Consider the following 20,119-nt stretch of genomic DNA (forward strand, 5'->3'; position numbering starts at 1 on the left):
AGTTCCGGGGTTCCCAAGCTGTGACCGGCGACACTAGCTTGTTACCCATGCGTAGCACGATGATGGACGCCCCCCTCCAGGTCTCCCGGATCCTCGATCACGGCTCCACCGTGCACGGCACGGCCGAGGTGGTCACCTGGACCGGTGCCGAGCCCCGCCGCTCGACGTACGCCGAAGTCGGCCGGCTGGCCGCCCGGCTGGCGCACGCGCTGCGCGACGAGTGCGGCGTGACCGGTGACGAGCGCGTCGCCACCTTCATGTGGAACAACACCGAGCACCTGGTGGCGTACTTCGCCGTGCCCAGCATGGGCGCGGTGCTCCACACCCTCAACATCCGCCTCTTCCCCGACCAGGTCGCCTACATCGCCAACCACGCCGAGGACCGGGTGATCCTGGTCGACACGACGCTCATCCCGCTGCTCGCGAGGGTCATCGGTGACATGACCACCGTCCGGCACGTGGTGGTGGTCGGCGGCGGTGACCCCGCGCCGCTGGTCGCGGCGGCCGGCGACCGGATCGCCGTACACCACTGGGACGCCCTGCTGGACGGCCGGCCGGACACCTACGACTGGCCGGAGGTGGACGAGCGCGACGCCGCCGCCCTCTGCTACACCTCCGGGACCACCGGCAACCCCAAGGGCGTGGCCTACTCGCACCGCTCGATCTACCTGCACTCCCTCCAGGTCTGCATGCCGGAGTCGTTCGGGCTCGGGCCGCGCGACCGGGTGCTCGCCATCGTGCCGATGTTCCACGCCATGTCGTGGGGCCTGCCGTACGCGGCGTTCCTCTCCGGCGCCTCGCTGATCATGCCGGACCGCTTCCTCCAGGCCGCGCCGATCGCCGAGATGATCTCCGCCGAGCAGCCCACCCTGGCCGGTGCCGTCCCGACCATCTGGACCGACCTGCTCGCGTACCTGGACAGCCACGACGTCGACACCGCCTCGCTGGCGGAGGTGATCGTCGGCGGTTCGGCGTGCCCGCCGGCGCTGATGCACGCGTTCGAGGAGCGCCACGGCATCCGGGTCATCCACGCCTGGGGTATGACCGAGACCTCGCCGCTGGGCTCGGTGGCCCGCCCGCCGGCCGGCGTGGACGGCGCGGAGGCCTGGCGCTACCGCTACACCCAGGGCCGGGTGCCGGCCGGCGTCGAGGCCCGGATCGTCGGCCCGCTGGCCGAGCCGCTGCCCGCCGACGGGGCGTCGGTGGGCGAGCTGGAGGTGCGCGGGCCGTGGGTGACCGGGCGGTACGTCGGCGACGACACCCCGGACGAGGAGAAGTTCCGGGACGGCTGGCTGCGGACCGGTGACGTCGGCATCCTGTCGCCGGACGGGTTCATCACGCTGACCGACCGCGCGAAGGACGTCATCAAGTCCGGCGGGGAGTGGATCTCCTCGGTCGAGCTGGAGAACGCCCTGATGGCCCACCCGGACGTGGTCGAGGCCTGCGTGGTGGGCGTACCGGACCAGCGCTGGGGCGAGCGGCCGTTGGCCACGGTGGTGCTCCGGGAAGGCGCGGCCACCGGCGCCGAGGAACTGCGGGAGTTCCTCGCCGGCTCGGTGGCCCGCTGGCAGCTGCCCGAGCGGTGGGCGGTCATCGACGCCGTGCCGAAGACCAGCGTGGGCAAGTTCGACAAGAAGGTGGTCCGTTCCCGGTACGCCGAAGGCGGCCTGGAGGTTCGCGAACTCACCGCGCCGTAACGTTTTCCGGCACCCCGTCGCCTATTGGGGCAGGGGCTCATTGAGGCATCCCTCCCCAGGGGCGGCCCCGGCGTTCGCACCGCGCCGGGGCCGCCCGTTCCATGCGGGGCGACCCGCACCGTCATTCTTGCGAAACTTGTTCGCCTCTGTCCCGCTGATGGGAAAAAAGCCCAGGTCAGCCCTCGTCCGTGGTGCCGATCAGCACCTTGCCGACGACACCGTCCTCGACCACCTGGTGCGCCGCCGCGGCCGCCGCCAGCGAGTAGTGGTGCAACGGCAGGCCCGCGTCCTCACCGACCCGGATGCCGCCCTGCGCCACCGCCGCCGCCACGTCCCGCACCGCCTGCGCCTTCGCCGCCTTCGGCTCGGTGTAGACCAGCACGAACTGCCAGCGCGCGTTCGGCACCATGAGCGGCCGGATCGGCAGCGTCACCTCGGCGCCGCCGTCGTCGGCGTACACGCAGACCGCGCCGCCCGGCCGGAGCAGCTGGACGTCGGTGGCGGCGTTGCGCGCGGCGGAGACCTCGACGATCGTGTGGACCCCGTCGGGCGCGACCTTGCGGACCTCCTCGACCACGTCCTGCTCGCGGTAGTTGATCACGAGGTCGGCCCCGGCCGCCGCCGCCAGCTGCGCCTTCTCCGCACTGCTCACCGTCGCGATCACGCAGGCGTCGGCCCAACGGGCGAGCTGGATCGCCGCGTTGCCGACGGCACCCGCCCCACCCTGCACCAGCACCGTGTGATCGCCGAGGGCGCCCGCGTGCAGCGCGTCCGGCAGGTACTCACCCGCGGTCAGGCACCGGTGCGCGGTCAGGAACGGGATGCCCAGGCAGGCGCCGAGGTCGAAGGCGGCGTCGCCGAGGCGTACCGCCTGCCGGACCGGGACCACCGTGTACTCGGCGGCGGTCCCCCAGGGCCGCTGCCACGCGGCCTCCCACAGCCAGACCCGCTCGCCGATGAGCTGCTGGTCGACGCCCTCGCCGACCGCCTCCACCACACCCGCGCCGTCCTGACCGGGCGTCTGCCAACCGGCTGGCAGCGGCCACTGCCGCCGCGCCTTCCAGTCGGTCGGGTTCACCCCGGAGACCGCCACCCGGACCAGCACCTCACCGGGGCCGGGCTCCGGCACCGGCCGGTCGACCAGCTGCAGCACCGAGGGGTCACCGGTGCGCTCGTACACGATCGCCTTCATCCCCGTCTCCTCACCTGTGCCGCGGTGCGCCGCTGCCGTACCCGGCCGGCCCCCGCTCATGCCGGCCCCAGGTGTTCGCGCCGCACCCGATCCCGGCGGGACGACGACCGCGCACACCGATCCCGGCGGCCCCGGAAACCGTACAACGAGGTAGTTCGCGGGAGGGATGGGGACATGCGTCACAGGTTGCTGGAGAAGGACGCCGAACCGGCCTGCGGCGCCGGGTGGCCGGCGGATGCCGGAACCGGCCCGGAGGGCAGGTCGGCAGCGGCCGGACCGGGCGGGGAGCAGGCGGCCCGCCGGTTCCTGCCCCGGTCGAGCCGGAGCCGGTCGATCTGACCGCACCGCCGGAGCGTCAGCCCAGCGCCGCCACCGTCTCCGGGGTCAGCTCGCCGATCGACCCGAGCACCACCGCGGCGAGCCGCCCGGCGTCCGGGTCCAACGGGTACGACCCGTGCGGCACCGCCACCACGGCCATCCCCGCGGCGGCCGCGGATCGCACCCCGTTGGACGAGTCCTCCACCGCGACGCAGCGGGCCGGATCGACGCCGAGCCGCGCGGCGACGGCGAGGTAGACGTCCGGCGCGGGCTTGCCGTGCGCCGTCTCCTCGGTGGACAGCATCGCGCCGAACACGTCGGTGAGGCCGGTCGCGGCCAGCGCCGCCCCGATCAGCCGGGTCGGGGACGAGCTGGCCAGACCCAGCGGCCACCGCCCGGCCAGCCGGCGCACGACGTCGTCGGCGCCGTCGATCAGCGGTACGCGCTCCGCGTACCGCCGGGTCATCTCGTCGACGACCTCGGCGGCGACCTGCTCGGCCGTCCGGTCGACGCCCAGCTCCGCACTCAGGTAGCGGGACCACTCGCCGGTGCTCATGCCCATCAGCCGGCGCTGCGTGTCGGCCTGCCAGGTGCCGCCGTGCGCGGCCACGTACGCCCGCCGGACCTCCTCCCAGACCGGCTCGGAATCCACGATCACGCCGTCCAGGTCGAAGATCACCGCGTCCGCCACGTACCCATCCTGCCGGACCGGGGCCGGGGCGTCAGCTCTGCAGCGCGGGCAGGCCGATCGGGCTACCCGGCGGGATGACCGTGTGGCCGGCCCGCGCGACGGGGTCGAGCAACTCGCGGGCCCGCTCGGTACGCGCCGCGCCGAGCGCCCGCCACGGCCGGGCGGCGGCCGCGTCGGTGGCGTCCTCGACGGCGCGGAACCCGGCGCGACCCCGCTCGGTCGGCTCGCCCTCCGGAGTGAGCCAACCCCGCTCGACCAACCGGCCCCGGGCCGCCGCCCACTGCTCCTCGGTCCAGCCCCGACCCAGCAGGTTGGCCGGTGACATGTCGACCGCGACCCGCCAGGCGAGCGTCTCCACCGGGTCGAGGTCGGCGGCGACCAGCGCCGCGACGTGCCCGTCCCCCCGGTGCTCGCGCAGCGTGGTGGCGGCCTGCCAGAGCCGGGCGAGCGGGTACTCGCCGCGGGGCAGCGCCGCGTTCGCCGCGCCCAGCACCCGGCCGGCCACCTCGACCTCGGCCGCCGCGGCCTCCAGCAGGTCGGCGGCCTCCGCCAGGTGCGACTCGGGCAGCTCGTACGTCAGCTCGGCGAGCGCCTGGACGGCGCCGGTGAGCCGGGCCCGCAGCGCCTCCTGCGGGGTGGCCAGCTTCCAGACCGCCGGCAGGGCACGCCGCACCATGTGCGGGGCGAAGTTGTAGAAGGCGGCCACCACCGGCGCCGCCTCGGTCGCGCCGAGCGGCGCGGACCGGCCGGCGAAGTAACCCCGCCAGTAGCCGCGCAGGCCGACCGCCTCGTAGGCGGCCCGGGCGCGGGGATGGAAGTAGGTCACCGCGTGGACCGGCTCGAAGTGGGTCCACATCAACCGGGCGATCCGCCCCGGGTCGTCCGTCACGTGCACCTCCGCGTCCGCTCGGGTCACCCCGGTCGGCGGGGCGCCCGGGGTGACGCTGAAGCTACTGCCGGAAGGTGACGGGTCGGAAGCCCTCTGTGGGCAACGGCACCGCCCCGGGGTGGCACCCCGAGACGGTGCGGCCGGGTCACTGGGCGGCCAGCACGTCCACGACGAAGCGCAGCGGGCCGGTCGGCCGGCCGCTCGACGCGTCGTTGCCGTACGCCAGCTCCGCGGGGATGTCCAGCTGCACCCGGCTGCCGACGGTCACCCCGACCAGGCCCTGGTCCCAGCCCGGGATGACCTGCCCGACGCCGATCGCGAAGCTCGCCGGCTCCCCACGGGACCAGGAGGAGTCGAACTCCTTGCCGTCGGCGTAGAAGACGCCCACGTAGTTGGTGGTGATGTTCTGACCCTGCTTCACCTCGGGGCCGGTGCCCTCGATCAGCGGGGTGACGACGAGCTTCGTCAGCTCGCCGTTGCCCGCCGCCACGGTCGGCTTGGAGTTCAGCGCCGGGTCGGCCCCCTCCGGCAGCGGGGCGCCGGCACCGCCGGCGGCCGGGGCGGAGGCGCTCGCCGACGGGTTGCCCGCGGCCTGGTCCGCCGCGTCGTCCTTACCCCGGTCCACCAGCACGAACACGGTGATCAGGATCGCCACCACGGCGATCCCGGCGACGCCGCCGGCCCAGGCCTGCCGGCGCCGCTTGGCCTCGGCCGCCTTCTGCGCCGCCAGCTGCGCGGCCAGCCGCCGCTCCGACTTCTGTGCCCGGTTCTGCGTACGCTCGCTCACCGCGTCGACTCCCTGCTCGAAGGTGGTGGCCGGCACCGGGTGCCGGGGGGATGGCCGACGCACACGGTACCCGCCCGGAGCCCCTCCGTGCCTCCTGCACCGTCGCCGCATCGGGCGCAGGCGTCACGCCGTTCCCGGCACCACCACGAAGTCGGTTCCCGGGTGCTCCCCGCGACGGCGGATTCCGCCGGGGCTGAGGACGCCCGGTGCCGGCCGGGCCCGGACGCCCCGCCGGCACCGGACGGGCCAGGTCAGCTTTCCTTGGTGCAGGTCAGTACGACGAGGTCCGTGACGTCGACCTTGCTGCCCTTCTTGTGGGACTGCTTGGTCACCGTCCAGTTGGCCGCCAGGAGCACGAGGGTGTCGTTCTTGTCCTGGCTGCCCAGCTGGACGTTGGTGATGCCGAGCTTCCGGAGCTTGTCCTGCGCCACGGCGGCGTTCATGCCGACCAGGTCCGGCATCACGACCGTCGTGGGCGTCGGCGAGGGGGCCGGCTCGGTCGTGGCCACGCTGCTCGGCGTGGTGAGGACCGGCGCGGGCGCGGAGGTGGTCGGGGCGACGGACGCCACCGCCGCCTGAGCGGAAGGGCTCGACTGGGCGGTCGGCTCGCTGTCCTCGCCGACGATCGCGGCGATGGCGCCCAGTCCGCAGCAGCCGAGCACCACCGCGCCGAGGACGATCGCCACGATCGCGCCGGTGCCCAGTTTCCGTTTCGGAGGCGGAGCCGGCGCGAAGGGCGGCTGGCCGGGCGGCTGTTCGGGCGGGAAGGGGGTGGTAGGGGGTTCGCTAGTCACGATCGAGATCTTGACTTTCTCACCGGCAATAGTTGAACGCCCAAGCAGCTATTCCGGCCGACCGGCCGTCCGATCAAGTCAGCACGAGTGGATCACGAGAAAATCCGCCGGTCGGGGTCAGGCGGACTTGCGGGCGGTCTTCTTCGCGGCGGCCTTCTTGGCCGGGGCCTTCTTCGCCGGCTCCGCCTTCTTCTCGGCCGTCTTCTTGGCGGCGGCCTTCTTCGAGGCCGCCTTCTTCTCCGCTGTCTTCTTGGCGGCGGCCTTCTTGGGCGCGGCCTTCTTCTCGGCGGCCTTCTTCTGCGCCGAGCGGGCCGCCGAGATCGGGGTCGGCTCGCCGGCACCGCGGCCGGCCGGTGCCTCGCCACGAGCGGCCCGGGCCCGCTCCACGGACGCCTTCAGCGCCGCCATCAGGTCCACCGCCGCCGCCGGAGCCTCCTCGACCTCCTCCGGCTGGACGACCTCGCGGCCCTCCACCTTCGCGTCGATGACCTCCTGCAGCGCGGCCCGGTAGTCGTCGGTGAACGCGTCCGGCTGGAAGTCGCCGGCCATCGAGTCGATCAGGGAGCTGGCCATCGCCAGCTCGGGCGGGCGAACCTTCAGGTCCTCGTCCAGGAAGCCGAAGTCCGGCTTCCGGATCTCGTCCGGCCAGAGCATCGTGTTGAGCAGCAGCACGCCCTGGTGGACCCGCAGCGTGGCGAGCTGCTCCCGCTGCCGGATCGCCACCTTGACGATCGCCACCCGCTCGGAGTCGACGAGCGCGTCGCGCAGCAGCACGTACGGCTTGGTGGCGGTGCCCTCCGGCTCCAGGAAGTAGGACTTGGCGTAGAGGATCGGGTCGACCTGCTCGGCGGGGACGAACTCCAGCACGTCGATCGCCCGCGAGGTGCTCAGCGGCAGGTCGGCGAAGTCCTCGTCGGTGAGGATGACCATCTCGCCGCCGCCGATGTCGTACCCCTTGGCGATGTCGTCGTAGCTGACCTCCTCGCCGCAGACCTGGCAGGTGCGCTTGTAGCGGATCCGGCCGCCGTCCTCCCGGTGCACCTGGTGGAACCGGATGTCCTTCTCCTCGGTCGCCGAGTACAGCTTCACGCCGATCGAGACCAGCCCGAACGACACGGCTCCCTTCCAGATGGCGCGCATGCTGCACTCCCTTCCCCGGTATCGACCATGCTCCCATCCGATCGAACGAGGCGCGAGGCGTTCGGCGTGCCACTACAGTCGGGTCGTGCCCGGCGCGCCGATCAAGCCGATGCTCGCGATGACCGGGCAGCTCCCGGCGGGTGACGGCTGGGCGTACGAGTTCAAGTGGGACGGGGTGCGGGCCCTGGCCGACATCTCCGGTGGCCGGCAGCACCTGTACGCGCGCTCGGGCGTCGAGATCACCGTCGCCTACCCCGAACTGGCCACCCTGCGGACGCAGGTGGGCGACGCGCTGCTCGACGGCGAGGTGGTGCTCCTCGGCGAGACCGGGCAGCCCTCGTTCACCGCTCTCGCCGAACGGATGCACGTCCGGGACCGGACCAAGGCGGCCCGGCTGGCGGCGGCCATGCCCGTCACGTACATGATCTTCGACCTGCTCCGCCTCGACGGCGTCGACCTGACCGGCCGGCCGTGGCAGGAGCGGCGGGCCGCCCTGGAGGGGCTGGGGCTCGGCGGCGCGCGGTGGGCCGTACCCCCGGTCTTCCCGGACGGCCTGGCCACCTACCAGGCGGCGGGGGAGCACGGCCTGGAGGGGGTGATGGCCAAGCGGGTCGACTCGGTCTACCGGCCGGGCGTGCGTTCGCCGGACTGGGTGAAGGTCAAGCTGGAGGTGACCGGCGACTTCGTGGTGGGCGGCTGGCGGCCGGGGGCGCGCAAGATCGGCGGGTTGCTGGTCGGGGTGCCCCGGCCGGACGGCCGGCTCACCTACCGGGGGCGGGTCGGCGGCGGCATCGGCGCGGCGCTGGAGCGGGAACTGCTGCGCGAACTGGAGCCGCTGCGGACGACCGGGTCGCCGTTCGCCGCGGACGTGCCCCGCGAGGATGCCCGGGGCGCGATCTGGGTAACACCCCGGGTCGTGGTGGAGGTGAAGTACGGCCAGCGCACCCCGGACGGGCGGCTGCGCTTCCCCCGCGTGCTGCGGCTGCGGCCGGACAAGCCCGCCGAGGAGGTCGACGATGCCGGCTGACCGGTTCCGGGTCGAGGTCGAGGGCCGCACGCTGGAGCTGTCCAACCTGGACAAGGTGCTCTACCCGGCGGCCGGGTTCACCAAGGGCGAGGTGATCGACTACTACACCCGGATCGCCCCGGTGCTCCTGCCGCACCTGGCCGACCGGGCGCTGACCCGGATCCGTTTCCCCAACGGCGTGGACGGTGGCTCCTTCTTCGAGAAGAACGCCCCGGCCGCGACACCCGGGTGGGTCCGCACCGAGACGCTGCCCGCGCCCGGCTCGACGAAGGGCCGGGAGACCATCGACTACGTCGTCGCCGACGACCTGCCGACCCTGGTGTGGCTGGCCAACCTCGCCGCGCTGGAGCTGCACACGCCGCAGTGGAAGATCGGCGAGCACCCGGACATGATGGTCGTCGACCTCGACCCGGGTGCGCCGGCGGCGCTCAAGCAGTGCTGTGAGGTGGCGCTGCTGATGCGGGACCGGCTCGCCGACGACGGCGTCGACTCCTATCCGAAGACGTCCGGGAAGAAGGGCATGCAGCTCTGCTGCCCGATCGCCGGGACGCAGTCCTCGGACGACGTGTCGGCCTACGCGAAGCGGATCGCGCAGGAGCTGGAGAAGGCGCACCCGAAGCTGATCGTGTCGAAGATGGCGAAGAACCTGCGGCCGGGGAAGGTCTTCATCGACTGGAGCCAGAACAACGCGGCCAAGACCACCGTCGCGCCGTACTCGCTGCGGGCGCAGTCGGTGCCCTCCGTGTCCACGCCGCTGACCTGGGACGAGGTGGCGGCGGGCGCGGCCGGAAAGCGGCCGGCGACGAAGCCGTACACCGCGCAGGAGGTGCTCACCCGGGTGGCGAAGTCCGGCGACCTGCTCGCCCCGCTCCTCGACGGCGGCCCGGAGCTCCCGCTGTGAGAAAGGCCCCCGGTCAACGCCTGCGGTAGAGGAAGGGCTCCTTGTCGACACCGGCGCGGCGCGCCGACGGCTCGCGGCGCAGCCGCCAGTACGCCCCACCCACCAAGGCGAGCGCGATCACGCCGACGGCGATGTCGCCGACCAGGGCCGCCGCCGGCGACGCCGGTGCGTAGTTCGGGACGGTGTACACGCCCGCCGCCGCGACCAGCAGGCCCGCCGTGCCGGTGGCCAGGACGTGCCGCTGTCCCCAGCCCTCCCGCCCGGACCAGGCGAGGACGGCCAGCCCACCGGCGACACTCACCGCGACGGCGACGCCGATGCCGAGCCAGCCGGGCACCAGGTTCGGCGTCAGGTACGCGGGTAGCACGGCCAGCGCTCCCCAGACCGGGCGCGGCGCGCGAGCTGGCTCCGGGCGGGACACGCGACGGGCATCCGGGTGGGGCGCCAGGCCGGCCTCCGGGGCGGGACCCGCCTCCAGCGTGGGACCGGCTTCCGCGGCGCGGCCGGTTTCCGGATCGGCACCGGCCTGCGGACGACGCCCGCTCCACCGCCCGGTCAGCAGGGCTGCGCCGATCAGGAGCAGGGCGAGTACGGCCGCGAAAGCCAGCTGCCCGGGGCTGGCGAGGAAGTCCTTGCGGCCCGAGTCGTCCGCGAAGATCAGCGCGCTGCCGAGCAGGTACAGCACCCCCACGACGGCGAGGCCGGGGACGCCCAGCCACGGCCGGTGGCGGCGGTCTCCGCCCAGGTACGACTCGATGATCGCGATCGGCGCGCAGATGCTCAGCAGCACGTGTCCGCCGATGAAGCTCAACGCCTGCTGCGCGCTGAAGCCGAGCCCGGGCACCATGGTCGACTCCGCCATCTCCCGGGCGTCGGCGAACTCGGTGTCCGCCAGGTGATCGGAGTTGAACAGCGACTGGTCCACCAGCCCGGCCTGGACCACCCCGAAGGCGGCGGCGAGGAGCACGATCGCCGGCCAGCCACCGCCGGTGCGGCGGGCCGCTTCCCGGATGAGCACCGCCGCACCGCCGTACATCGGGGCGAGCACGACCACCACCAGCGGCATGTCGGCGAGGGTGAACCCACCCCACGAGCACTCGGCGGCCCACGGTGCGAGGAACAGCAGCGCCAGGACGGGCAGGAGCCGCCGCGACCGGGACGGCCGCTCGACCCGTACCTGCTGCGGCATCCCGCCTCACGCTCCTCCCCGGCAACGGCGGCAGGCCCCGCCCGCCCGCTCGTCGCCACAGGGTCTCCTGGCCGGCCGGCCCGGCGATACCGCCATCGGCCGATGACCGGGCCGACCAAAGTCGACGGGCCGGTGGTACCGGTTCGTGGTGGTGGGGGCGCGGCAGGTGGCAGTGCGTTGGGCGTCCGCGCGGAACGGGTTCCCGGTGCTGGACGGGCCGCGGACCGGCGGGGCACGCTGGGCCGTACCCGGTGGTGTTTGCATAGGGTGGTTGGGTGCGCGGCATGGCCGCGGGGGCCGGGCAGAGCAGCGAAGGAGTCCCGATGGCCAGCATCGACATCGCCGTGCCGGCGCCGAGCGGCGTCGTCCCGCCCGCAGCGGCCGACCGCCCGCTGCTCAGCTGGCTCGACGGCGCGACCGGCGAACGGGTCGACCTGACCGCGACACAGCTCGGCGGGTGGGCGGCACGCTCCGCCGGCCTGCTGCGCGACGGCTGCGGGCTGGCGCCGGGCAGCCGGGTGGCGGTGCTGCTGCCGCCGCACTGGCGTACCGCCGCGGTCCTGCTGGGCGCCTGGGCGGTCGGGCTGGCGGTGTCGTTCCGGCCGCGCGCCACCGCCGGGCTGCCGGTGCTCGAGCCGGGGGCGGATCGACCGTACGACGCGGTGTTCGTCACCCCGGAGCGCCTCGACGACTGGCTGGAGGACGTGCCGGACGGGCTGCACCGCTACCTGGTCGGTGCGTCCGGGCCGCTGACCGACGTGCCCGCCGGCTGGCTCGACTGGTCCGTCGAGGTGCTCCGGCACACCGCCACCCCGCCGGACCACGCGACGATCCGCGCGACCGACCCGGCCAGCCCGGACGGCACCAGCTACGGCGAGTGGGGCGGGCTGGCGAAGGCGGTCGCCGACCAACTCGACCTGCGCGCCGGCGACCGGCTGCTGGTCGACGTCGCCGAGCACGAACAGCCGGTCAAGTGGCTGCTCGCCCCGCTGTCGGCCGGGGCGTCCGTGGTGCTGGCCGCCAACCTCGACCCGGCCCGCCGGGACGCGCTGATCGCCGCCGAACAGGTCACCCGCGCCATCTGACGGCCGGATCCGCGCGGCCTCCGGGACTCACTCGGTGTCCAGTCGTTCGAGCAGGTCGACGGCGGCCCGCATGTACCCGCTGATCCAGCGGTCGTGGATGCGTTTGATCGGCAGCGGGGCGAGCGACAGGTGGCGCTCCCGGCCCACCTTGCGTCCGGTCACCAACCCGGCGCGCTCCAGCACCTTCAGGTGCTGCAGCACGGTGGTGCGGTCCAGCTCCGGCAGCAGGGCGCAGAGCGACCCGGTCGTGTGTGGGGACGCCTTGAGCGCGTCGAGCATCCGCCGGCGCGCCGGCGACGCGAGGGCCTTGAACACCAGATCGTCATCGTCCGGGTCCTTGGCGACCGAGCCAGTCATGTTGTAAAAATACAACATGAACGTCGACGGCACACTCACGGAACTGTCCTTCACCGTCTCCGGGCGGATCGCGCGACCGCGCGCCGAGGTGTACGAGGCGGTCGCCGATCCCGCGCAGCTCTCCCGCTACTTCACCACCGGTGGGGCGCGCGGGCGGCTGACGCCGGGGGAGCAGGTGACCTGGGACTTCCACGACTTCCCGGGCGCCTTCCCGGTCACGGTGGCCGAGGCCGACCCGCCGCGCCGGATCGTCATCGAGTGGGACGGCGAGGCGACCACCGGCGAGGGCGGCAACACCCGCGTCGTTTTCGAGTTCGAGTCGATCGACGACGACACCCGGACCCTGGTGACCATCACCGAGACGTCCTGGCAGCCGACCCCCGAGGGCGCCCGGGCGGCGTTCGGCAACTGCGCGGGATGGACGGGCATGCTCGCTGCCCTCAAGGTCTGGCTGGAGCACGGCATCAACCTGCGGGAAGGCTTCTACAAGTGAGCTGACCGCCCGTGCTCGCCGCCCGCCGGCCCCGGCTCGGGTGCGTCTCGGCGGTACCGAATCCGGTTGACGCCGGGCCCGTCGCCGGGTTGCCTCTGCCCAACTGGTGCCCGTCGCGCCGGCCGGTGCCGGCCAGTCGCACGGCGGGCGAGCGACGGGAGCAGAGGGCCATGCCGGAACCGCGGGATCTCACCTGGAAGGAGTACGGCGAGGAGCAGCTCGCGGAGCTGACCGAGCTGGCCGGGGCGTGCCTGGCCGTCGACGGTGGACTGCCGCTGTTCGCCGATCCTCCGTTGCTGCGGGCGCGACTGCTCCAGACCCGTACCCTCGGGGCCTGGCACGAAGGCCGCGTGGTCGCGGCCGTGAGCGTCGGCGCCACCGGGCAGCCGGCCACCAGCACCGGCCTGGTGCATCCGGCCTGGCGCGGGCGGGGTCTCGGCGACCGGCTGCTGCGCTGGGCGAGGGAGCAGGCCGGCGACGCCGACCTGCTGCTGACCACCGAGACGTGGAGTCCCGGCGCGGACGCGCTCTGCACGGCGCACGGCTTCGAGCGGACCTTCACCGAGTGGGTGCTGCGGCACGACCTCACCGCGCTCCCGGACGTCGCGCGCCCCGAGGGCGTACGCGTCGAGCCGGTGACCCGGGAGGCCGGTGCGGAGCTGTTCGCCACCTACCGGGCGTCGTTCGCCGACCGGCCCGGCTTCACCGAGCCTCCCGCCGAGGAGTGGCTGGACGACCTGTTCGGGGACGACGGGTACCGGCCGGACCTGTCGGTGATCGCTCGCGGTCGCGACGGTGGCGCGGTCGGCTTCCTGAACGTCCTCGACACCTGGGTCGACCAGGTGGGTGTCGTACCCGGGTGGCGGCAGCGGCGGGTCGGGGCGTACCTCGTGGCGGGCGCGCTGCGGTCGCTGGCCGCGGACGGCGCCCGGGAGGGGTGGCTCTGCGTCAACGACGACAACCCGGCCGGCGCGCTGTACCGGCGGCTCGGGTTCCGCGACGCCGGCCGCCGCGCCCGCTACCTGCGCCGCGCCGGGTGACGGCGGGGGCCGGGCGATTCGGCCTGCGGGGGTCTGTTGCCGGACGGCAATGACGTGGTCTCATACCGGAACGACGACGTCATTGACCGCACTTTGACAACCCCGCGTCGGTTCCGCACTCCTTTCATAGCTCTCGAAAGGTGCAACGATGCACAGAAGACCGACGTTCAGACTGGCCGTCCTCACCACCACCGCCGCGACATTCCTGGCGGCCGGCGCCGCCTCCGGGGCGGTCGCCTCGGCCGCGCCGGTGACCGCCTCCCCGGGCGTCGAGGCGTGTGAGCCGGGCGCCGACGCGCACAGCACGGCACGCGTCAAGGCGGGCGCCAATATCAAGGAGCCGGCGCTCTACTCCCAGAACGAGGCGAAGGCCTACGGCGTCATCAAGGACTCGCCGCGGCTGGCCAACGGCAGCGTCACCGTGCCCACGGTGTTCCACATGATCTCCGACCACCCGCTCACGGCGGCGGAGACCGCGCGGTTCAACACCATGATCGGGGACCAGATGAAGGTGCTCAACGACTCGTTCTCGGGCAAGACCGCGCCGGACGCCTCCGACACCCCGTTCCGGTTCGAGCTCGTCGACACGACGTGGACGGTCAACAGCACCTGGTACACCGTCGTGCCGGGCAAGAACGAGCGGGACATGAAGAAGGCGCTCTACACCGGCGACTCGGAGACGCTCAACGTGTACGCGGCCAACATCGGCGGCGGGCTGCTCGGCTGGGCGTACTTCCCGAAGGACTACAACAACGGCCGGGACTACATCGACGGAGTGGTGATGCTCGACGAGTCGATGCCGGGCGGCACGGCCGGCAAGTACGCGCTGGGTGACACGCTGACCCACGAGGTCGGCCACTGGCTGATGCTGGAGCACACCTTCGCGCACGGCTGCTCGGCCGCCGGCGACTTCGTCGCCGACACGCCGCGCGAGGCGTTCCCGCAGTTCAACTGCCCGGTCGGCGCGGACAGCTGCGACGCGCCCGGGCTGGACCCGATCCACAACTTCATGGACTACACGCAGGACTCCTGCATGAACATGTTCACCCCGGGCCAGGCGGACCGGATGAGCGACGCCTGGGTGGCCTTCCGGGCCGGCGGGCGCGGCTAACCACGCCGTTTGAAGGGGTTGACGGGTCGCGGCACGGCGACCCGTCAACCCCTTCGCCGTTCCAGGCCGGCCGCGCTCCGCGAACAGGGCGCGGTGTGGTCGACCGGCAGCGCACACCGCGCGCCGCCGGGCAGCAGCCGGTCGCAGAAGACCCAGTGGCGTACGGCCTGCTGGTCCTCGGCCGAGACGGTCACCCCGCCCGGCTCGACCCGGGCGCTGAGCCGGGCCAGTACCCGGGCGGCGGTGCGGGCGAAGATCCGGGCGCGCACGAGGTCGGGTGCGGTGACCGGCAGGTGGATCACCCAGCGCTCGCTCATCGGTAGCGGCGATTCGCGGACTGGGCGCTCTGCCAGGCACGCAGGGCGCTCTTGATTCGTACGTTCTCCTCCTGCACCGCGACCAGGGCGGTCTGCGCGGTGGCGAGCTCGTCGGCCACCTGGTGCAGGAAGGCGCGGATCTCGACCGGGTCGAGGCCACGCCGGCGGACGTTGAAGCACCGGTCCCGGATCTGCCAGGGCCGGAGCGGGAGCCGGGCCGGGTGTGGCCGGCTCGGTTCGGCCGCGATCGTTCGATGCCGGCGCGCGAGCCGGCGGAGCAGGTTGCGCACGCTGACCACCCTTCGTCGGTTCGGGTGACGGTGGAGGATCGGTTTCCGCCGGTTGCGGTCGGCGGAGACCGCCCGCGCCCTGCCGCCTTGTCGTGGCGGTAGGGCCGCGCCGGGGAAGGCGCGGAGGTGAGGTCTCGGCGGCGATGCGAGACCGGTACGAGAGGCGCCAACCGACCGCAGCGGAACCGCATCACCGAGAGCGACGCTACCGATACCTCTCACCTCTGTCAACGCTCTCTTACCTGCCGAATCTGGCTGGCCTGTGCCTGCTGCACCTCCTTCAGTTATTGCCGCTCTTTCACCTGGTGCTCGATACTGGGAGGGCCAACCGACTGCAAGGGGCCTTCACGTGCCGATTCCGCCGACTATGAACGAGTTGATCAAGGATCTGCTGAGGCGGATCGAGGTAGGCGAGTTTCAGCCTGGGTCGCAGATTCCGTCCACACAGGAGCTGTCCGACCATTACGACGTATCGGTGTCGACGATTCACCGTGCGGTGGCGAAGCTGCGAGGGCAGGGTGTGCTGGTCGGCCGCCCGGGTCGCGGCGTCTTTGTTGCCGAGGCGAGGAAGCGCTGACTCCGCTGACAGGATCAGGCCAGAGCGGGCCGCCGCCGGACCGCGATCTGCTGGACTTCGCCGTCGGGTTGGCCGACCGTGCGGGCGCACTGGCCGCCGAACGATTCTTCGCCGCCGATTTTGCGTTGACGCTCAAGGCGGACGGCACCGAGGTCACCGATGCCGACGTCGCGGTCGAGGCGCTGATCCGGAGTGAGCTGGCGGAGCGCTTCCCGACCGACGGGGTGTACGGCGAGGAGGCTGGTGTCACCGCCGGCACGTCCGGCCGCCAGTGGATCATCGACCCGATCGACGGAACCAGGTACTTCGCGTACCGGATTCCGATCTTCGGCACCAACCTCGCCCTGGAGGACGAGCACGGCCCGGTCCTCGCCGTCATCAACCAGCCCGTCGCCCGCCAGCTGATCTACGCGGCTCGCGGCCGCGGTAGCCGGATCCGCATCGGCGGCAGGGAGCTGACGCCGCTGCTACGGGACACTGCTGCCCTGGCCGATGCCCGAGTGGAGCTGGTCAACCCCGCAGGCTGGCCCACAGACCTGTTGGTCGCTCTGCACCGGCACACTCGGATCACCGGCCATCTGGGCGGCATGGGTGGCCTGCTCACCGGGTTGGTCGACGCGATGGTGATCGCCGGCTCGGAGATGGGGTACGAGGACCTGGCGCCGTTGCCGCTGATCGTTGAGGAGGCAGGTGGGCGAGCGACGGATCTGCGCGGTCGCCCGCTCCTCGCCGGGGACGGAACCGCGCTGCTCAGCACCGGCCGCCACCACGACGCGCTGCTGGACCTGCTGGCGCCGGTCCTGCCTAATTGATCCGCTCCATGCCGCCGGCATGGCGGTATCCGCAGCGGCCGGATGCCCCGATGCCGCCGGCATGGAGTCGATCAAGCCGAACGACAGCGCCGTACAACGGGATTAGCGCCCCGAGGGCCGCATCAAGCGGCGGCGTTCTCCTGCCTCTCCGGAATCCTGATCGCCCACCACGAGCCCGAGCGCGTGCACCTGGCGGTGTACTTCATCGACGCCCCCTCTCACCTCAAGCCCAGGGTGCGCCGGATGCCCCGCGCCGTACGCTCGTGGATTTCTTTGTGTCGAGGTCTGACCACGTTCTGCGAGTTGAGTCGTTTGCGACATCAGCTCCAAAGGCAGCGAGCGGCGACCTGTCCGGTCCGGACCGGAGGGCCGGTCAGTCGAACGAGGGCAGGGTCGGGCCGAGGACGTCGTCGGCGTCGACGATCGTGTACGCGTACCCCTGCTCGGCGAGGAAGCGCTGCCGGTGGGCCGCGTACTCGGTGTCGATCGTGTCCCGGGACACCACCGTGTAGAAGTGCGCCTGCCGCCCGTCCGCCTTCGGCCGCAGCACCCGGCCCAGCCGCTGCGCCTCCTCCTGCCGCGACCCGAACGTCCCCGACACCTGGATCGCCACCGCCGCCTCCGGCAGGTCGATCGAGAAGTTGCCGACCTTGGAGATCACCAGCGTGCGCAACTCCCCGGACCGGAAGGCGTCGAACAACCGCTCGCGTTCGCGATTCGTCGTCGAGCCCTGCACGATCGGCGCGTCCAGATACTCGCCGAGCTGGTGCAGCTGGTCGATGTACGCGCCGATCACCAGCGTCTGGTCGCCCGCGTGCCGCTCGACCAGGGCGCGCACCACCGGCAGCTTCGTGCGGGCGGTCGCCGCCATCCGGTAGCGCTCCTCGGCCTCCGCCGTCGCGTACGACATCCGCTCCGCGTCGGTCAGCGTCACCCGTACCTCGGTGCACTCGGCCGGGGCGATCCAGCCCTGCGCCTCGATGTCCTTCCACGGCGCGTCGTACCGCTTCGGGCCGATCAGGCTGAACACGTCACCCTCCCGGCCGTCCTCGCGTACCAGGGTCGCCGTGAGGCCCAGCCGGCGGCGGGCCTGGAGGTCCGCGGTGAACCGGAAGATCGGCGCCGGCAGCAGGTGCACCTCGTCGTAGATGACCAGGCCCCAGTCACGGGCGCCGAACAGGTCCAGATGGGTGAACACGCCCTTCTTGCGGGAGGTGAGCACCTGGTACGTGGCGATGGTGACCGGGCGGATCTCCTTGCGCTCGCCCGAGTACTCGCCGATCTCCTCCTCGGTCAGCGACGTGCGCGCGACCAGTTCCCGCTTCCACTGCCGCCCGGCCACCGTGTTGGTGACCAGGATCAGCGTGGTCGCCTGCGCCTCGGCCATCGCCGCCGCCCCGACCAGCGTCTTGCCGGCGCCGCACGGCAGCACCACCACGCCCGACCCGCCGGCCCAGAACGAGTCCACGGCCTCCCGCTGATACGACCGCAGCGTCCACGGCTTCCGGCCGTCCCTGCCGGCCTCGGCCAGCTCGATCGGGTGCGCCTCGCCGTCCACGTACCCGGCCAGGTCCTCCGCGGGCCAGCCCAGCTTCAGCAGGGCCTGCTTGAGCCGGCCCCGCTCGGACGGGTGCACCGCGATCGTGTCATCGTCGATCTTGTTGCCGAGCATCCCGGCGAGCTTCTTGCTCTTGGCGACCTCGACCAGCACCACCCGGTCCAGGGCACGCAGGACGAGGCCGTGCGCCGGGTCGTTGGCGAGCTGGAGCCGGCCGTACCGGTCCATCGTCTCCGCCACGTCGACCAGCAGCGCGTGCGGCACCGGGTAGCGGCTGTACTTGATCAGCGCGTCCACCACGCCCTCGGCGTCGTGACCGGCGGCCCGCGCGTTCCACAGCCCCAGCGGCGTGAGCCGGTACGTGTGCACGTGCTCGGGAGAGCGCTCCAGCTCCGCGAAGGGCGCGATCGCCATCCGGCAGGCCTGCGCGTCGGGGTGGTCGATCTCCAGCAGCAGGGTCTTGTCCGACTGCACGATCAGGGGTCCACCGCTCACGAAAGCGCCTCTCCTCCGCTCGGGACGCCGGCCACCGCCTGCGGGCTGACCTGCCCCGGGCCGACCATCCAGTGTTGCACGTCGGCAGCTGCCGGCAGGAAAACGCGTACCCGTGCAACCTTGTGACGCATTTACACGTCTAGGAGGGTGACGACCGTCGCAGGGGGAGGCGCCATGTTCACGTTCACGTTCGCCACCCGGCTCGTCGCCCTCGTGGTCGTCACGCTGGTCGGCGCCGGTGCGTGCGCGTTCGAGCCGCGGTCCGCGGGCGGTGTGGGCGGGGGAGCCGCACCGGTCGGGGCGGCGGAGCAGCCAACGGGGGCGAGCGGTACGCCCGGGCCGGACCGATCGGCCCCGGCGTCGCCGAAACCGAAGGCCACGCCGACCGGCCCCAGCGCGAAGCCCGAGCCGAGCCGCAGCGCGAAGCCCGAACCGACCCGCGGTTCACCCCGGCCCAGCAGCTCACCGTCGCCCGCCGGCTGCCCGCAGGGCGAGCGGCAGCGCGAGGTCGAGACGTACCTCACTCGGCTGGGCGGGTTCGGGAAGCTGACCGTGGACGGCCGCCAGTCCGCCGCCGACTGCGCGGCCATCAAGCGCTTCCAGAAGAGGTACGACATCCGCCCGGCCCACGGTCGTGCCGGGCCGCTGACGTACGCCGTGGCGAAGCGCCTCGCCACCACGAACACTGACGTGTGCGGCAAGCGTTCCGGGCTCACCTTCTGCGTCGACCTGACCCGGCAGACCACCTGGGTGATGCGGGACGGGAAGGTGATCGTGAAGCCGACCGTCACCCGCACCGGCATGGCCGGCTTCCGCACCCCGGCCGGCACGTTCACCATCGACCGGCGGAACCGGAAGGAGTGGTCCAACCCGTACGAGGTTTGGCTGCCCTACTGGCAGCACTTCACGCGCGGGATGGGCTTCCACGAGACCACCACCTACCTGCACGACTTCTCGCTCGGCTCGCACGGCTGCGTCAACCTGCTGCACGCCGACGCCGTCCGCTACTGGGAGCTCGGCCGGATCGGCAGCCGTGTGGTGCTGGTCGGCAGCCGCTCCGGGTGACACGCTGGACCCCTGGTTCGCATGCGGACGGGGAGGACGCAGATGACCGTCGACCAGGACGTGCCAGCCGAGGCGCGACAGGCGCCGGCCGAGCCGGTCTCCACCGCGACCGTGGTCGCGTACGTGATGGCCGGGGTGCTCCTCTTCGGCTGGTTCCTCTTCGGCTGGCTGGTGCAGCGGCAGGGCTTCGTCGCGTCGGTCGGCGAGACCGCCGGGACGGCGTTCGGCCTGCTGCTGGTGATCGCGATCGTCGGGACGTACCGCCGCGACCGGCGCTGACCCGCCGGCCGCGAC

The 20,119-nt window shown here is 72.7% G+C and carries 23 protein-coding genes; 12 read left to right on the plus strand and 11 right to left on the minus strand.

Features of this window, described 5'->3' with window-relative positions:
- Positions 1–47 precede the first annotated feature (47 nt).
- Positions 48–1,697: a fatty acid--CoA ligase gene (locus EV376_RS07345; protein WP_130321376.1), complete on the plus strand. Its 1,650-nt coding sequence runs from the start codon at positions 48–50 to the stop codon at positions 1,695–1,697.
- Positions 1,698–1,872: 175 nt separating this feature from the next.
- Here EV376_RS07345 and EV376_RS07350 read toward each other — a convergent pair whose 3' ends face one another.
- Positions 1,873–2,889: an NADPH:quinone reductase gene (locus EV376_RS07350; protein ID WP_130321377.1), complete on the minus strand. Its 1,017-nt coding sequence runs from the start codon at positions 2,887–2,889 to the stop codon at positions 1,873–1,875.
- 174 nt (positions 2,890–3,063) lie between these two features.
- Between EV376_RS07350 and EV376_RS30100 the strand changes: the two genes are divergently transcribed.
- Positions 3,064–3,228, plus strand: a complete 165-nt coding sequence (locus EV376_RS30100) for a hypothetical protein (RefSeq protein ID WP_165437964.1) — start codon at positions 3,064–3,066, stop codon at positions 3,226–3,228.
- Between the two features lie 16 nt (positions 3,229–3,244).
- Here the strand turns inward: EV376_RS30100 and EV376_RS07355 are convergent, their stop codons facing one another.
- The 5 genes from EV376_RS07355 to ku form a co-directional block, all read right to left on the minus strand.
- The gene (locus EV376_RS07355; protein ID WP_130321378.1) at positions 3,245–3,898 is read right to left on the minus strand and encodes an HAD family hydrolase; all 654 of its coding nucleotides are present in this window, start codon (positions 3,896–3,898) and stop codon (positions 3,245–3,247) included.
- A gap of 31 nt (positions 3,899–3,929) precedes the next feature.
- Positions 3,930–4,787 carry an SCO6745 family protein gene (locus tag EV376_RS07360; RefSeq protein ID WP_130321379.1) on the minus strand — a complete coding sequence of 286 codons (858 nt, stop codon included), beginning with the start codon at positions 4,785–4,787 and terminating at the stop codon, positions 3,930–3,932.
- Positions 4,788–4,932: 145 nt separating this feature from the next.
- Positions 4,933–5,610: an FKBP-type peptidyl-prolyl cis-trans isomerase gene (locus EV376_RS07365; RefSeq protein WP_130328560.1), complete on the minus strand. Its 678-nt coding sequence runs from the start codon at positions 5,608–5,610 to the stop codon at positions 4,933–4,935.
- Positions 5,611–5,825: 215 nt separating this feature from the next.
- Positions 5,826–6,368, minus strand: coding sequence for a PASTA domain-containing protein (locus EV376_RS07370; RefSeq protein ID WP_130321380.1), 543 nt, complete (start codon positions 6,366–6,368; stop codon positions 5,826–5,828).
- Between the two features lie 117 nt (positions 6,369–6,485).
- Positions 6,486–7,508, minus strand: coding sequence for a non-homologous end joining protein Ku (gene ku, locus EV376_RS07375; RefSeq protein WP_130321381.1), 1,023 nt, complete (start codon positions 7,506–7,508; stop codon positions 6,486–6,488).
- 85 nt (positions 7,509–7,593) lie between these two features.
- On the opposite strand from ku, the gene ligD (EV376_RS07380) reads away from it, so the two are divergent.
- Together ligD (EV376_RS07380) and ligD (EV376_RS07385) are read left to right on the plus strand one after the other, a co-directional pair.
- Positions 7,594–8,535 carry a non-homologous end-joining DNA ligase gene (gene ligD, locus EV376_RS07380; protein WP_130321382.1) on the plus strand — a complete coding sequence of 314 codons (942 nt, stop codon included), beginning with the start codon at positions 7,594–7,596 and terminating at the stop codon, positions 8,533–8,535.
- Positions 8,525–9,436 (plus strand): non-homologous end-joining DNA ligase, encoded by a 912-nt coding sequence (ligD, locus tag EV376_RS07385; RefSeq protein WP_130321383.1) that lies wholly within the window; start codon positions 8,525–8,527, stop codon positions 9,434–9,436. The genes ligD (EV376_RS07380) and ligD (EV376_RS07385) overlap by 11 nt, the downstream gene beginning before the upstream one ends.
- Before the next feature lie 13 nt (positions 9,437–9,449).
- Here ligD (EV376_RS07385) and EV376_RS07390 read toward each other — a convergent pair whose 3' ends face one another.
- A complete protein-coding gene (locus tag EV376_RS07390) occupies positions 9,450–10,625 on the minus strand; it encodes a hypothetical protein (protein ID WP_130321384.1) in 1,176 nt (391 codons plus the stop codon).
- 323 nt (positions 10,626–10,948) lie between these two features.
- On the opposite strand from EV376_RS07390, the gene EV376_RS07395 reads away from it, so the two are divergent.
- Positions 10,949–11,710 (plus strand): TIGR03089 family protein, encoded by a 762-nt coding sequence (locus EV376_RS07395; protein ID WP_130321385.1) that lies wholly within the window; start codon positions 10,949–10,951, stop codon positions 11,708–11,710.
- A 27-nt stretch (positions 11,711–11,737) separates the two neighbouring features.
- On the opposite strand, the gene EV376_RS07400 is transcribed toward EV376_RS07395, so the two are convergent.
- Complete coding sequence (locus EV376_RS07400) at positions 11,738–12,067, minus strand: metalloregulator ArsR/SmtB family transcription factor (RefSeq protein WP_207228066.1); 330 nt, start codon at positions 12,065–12,067, stop codon at positions 11,738–11,740.
- 16 nt (positions 12,068–12,083) lie between these two features.
- Here EV376_RS07400 and EV376_RS07405 point away from each other — a divergent pair, with 16 nt between their 5' ends.
- The 3 genes from EV376_RS07405 to EV376_RS07415 all read left to right on the plus strand — a co-directional run bounded on the left by EV376_RS07405 (position 12,084) and on the right by EV376_RS07415 (position 14,711).
- Complete coding sequence (locus EV376_RS07405; RefSeq protein ID WP_130321386.1) at positions 12,084–12,560, plus strand: SRPBCC family protein; 477 nt, start codon at positions 12,084–12,086, stop codon at positions 12,558–12,560.
- 170 nt (positions 12,561–12,730) lie between these two features.
- Positions 12,731–13,600, plus strand: coding sequence for a GNAT family N-acetyltransferase (locus tag EV376_RS07410; protein ID WP_130321387.1), 870 nt, complete (start codon positions 12,731–12,733; stop codon positions 13,598–13,600).
- 148 nt (positions 13,601–13,748) lie between these two features.
- Positions 13,749–14,711, plus strand: coding sequence for a zinc metalloprotease (locus EV376_RS07415; RefSeq protein WP_130321388.1), 963 nt, complete (start codon positions 13,749–13,751; stop codon positions 14,709–14,711).
- Between the two features lie 44 nt (positions 14,712–14,755).
- Here EV376_RS07415 and EV376_RS07420 read toward each other — a convergent pair whose 3' ends face one another.
- Both EV376_RS07420 and EV376_RS07425 read right to left on the minus strand, forming a co-directional pair.
- Positions 14,756–15,028 carry a hypothetical protein gene (locus tag EV376_RS07420; protein ID WP_130321389.1) on the minus strand — a complete coding sequence of 91 codons (273 nt, stop codon included), beginning with the start codon at positions 15,026–15,028 and terminating at the stop codon, positions 14,756–14,758.
- The gene (locus EV376_RS07425) at positions 15,025–15,276 is read right to left on the minus strand and encodes a DivIVA domain-containing protein (RefSeq protein WP_486482877.1); all 252 of its coding nucleotides are present in this window, start codon (positions 15,274–15,276) and stop codon (positions 15,025–15,027) included. The genes EV376_RS07420 and EV376_RS07425 overlap by 4 nt, the downstream gene beginning before the upstream one ends.
- Before the next feature lie 391 nt (positions 15,277–15,667).
- Between EV376_RS07425 and EV376_RS07430 the strand changes: the two genes are divergently transcribed.
- Together EV376_RS07430 and EV376_RS07435 are read left to right on the plus strand one after the other, a co-directional pair.
- Positions 15,668–15,895: a winged helix-turn-helix domain-containing protein gene (locus EV376_RS07430; protein ID WP_207228070.1), complete on the plus strand. Its 228-nt coding sequence runs from the start codon at positions 15,668–15,670 to the stop codon at positions 15,893–15,895.
- A 50-nt stretch (positions 15,896–15,945) separates the two neighbouring features.
- Complete coding sequence (locus EV376_RS07435; protein WP_486482878.1) at positions 15,946–16,707, plus strand: inositol monophosphatase family protein; 762 nt, start codon at positions 15,946–15,948, stop codon at positions 16,705–16,707.
- A gap of 373 nt (positions 16,708–17,080) precedes the next feature.
- On the opposite strand, the gene EV376_RS07440 is transcribed toward EV376_RS07435, so the two are convergent.
- Positions 17,081–18,760, minus strand: a complete 1,680-nt coding sequence (locus tag EV376_RS07440; protein WP_130321391.1) for a DNA repair helicase XPB — start codon at positions 18,758–18,760, stop codon at positions 17,081–17,083.
- Between the two features lie 174 nt (positions 18,761–18,934).
- On the opposite strand from EV376_RS07440, the gene EV376_RS07445 reads away from it, so the two are divergent.
- Both EV376_RS07445 and EV376_RS07450 read left to right on the plus strand, forming a co-directional pair.
- Complete coding sequence (locus tag EV376_RS07445; RefSeq protein WP_130321392.1) at positions 18,935–19,825, plus strand: L,D-transpeptidase family protein; 891 nt, start codon at positions 18,935–18,937, stop codon at positions 19,823–19,825.
- A 42-nt stretch (positions 19,826–19,867) separates the two neighbouring features.
- Positions 19,868–20,104 (plus strand): hypothetical protein, encoded by a 237-nt coding sequence (locus EV376_RS07450; RefSeq protein WP_130321393.1) that lies wholly within the window; start codon positions 19,868–19,870, stop codon positions 20,102–20,104.
- The last annotated feature ends 15 nt before the right edge of the window (positions 20,105–20,119 follow it).

It is taken from the genome of Micromonospora sp. CNZ295 (genome assembly GCF_004217535.1).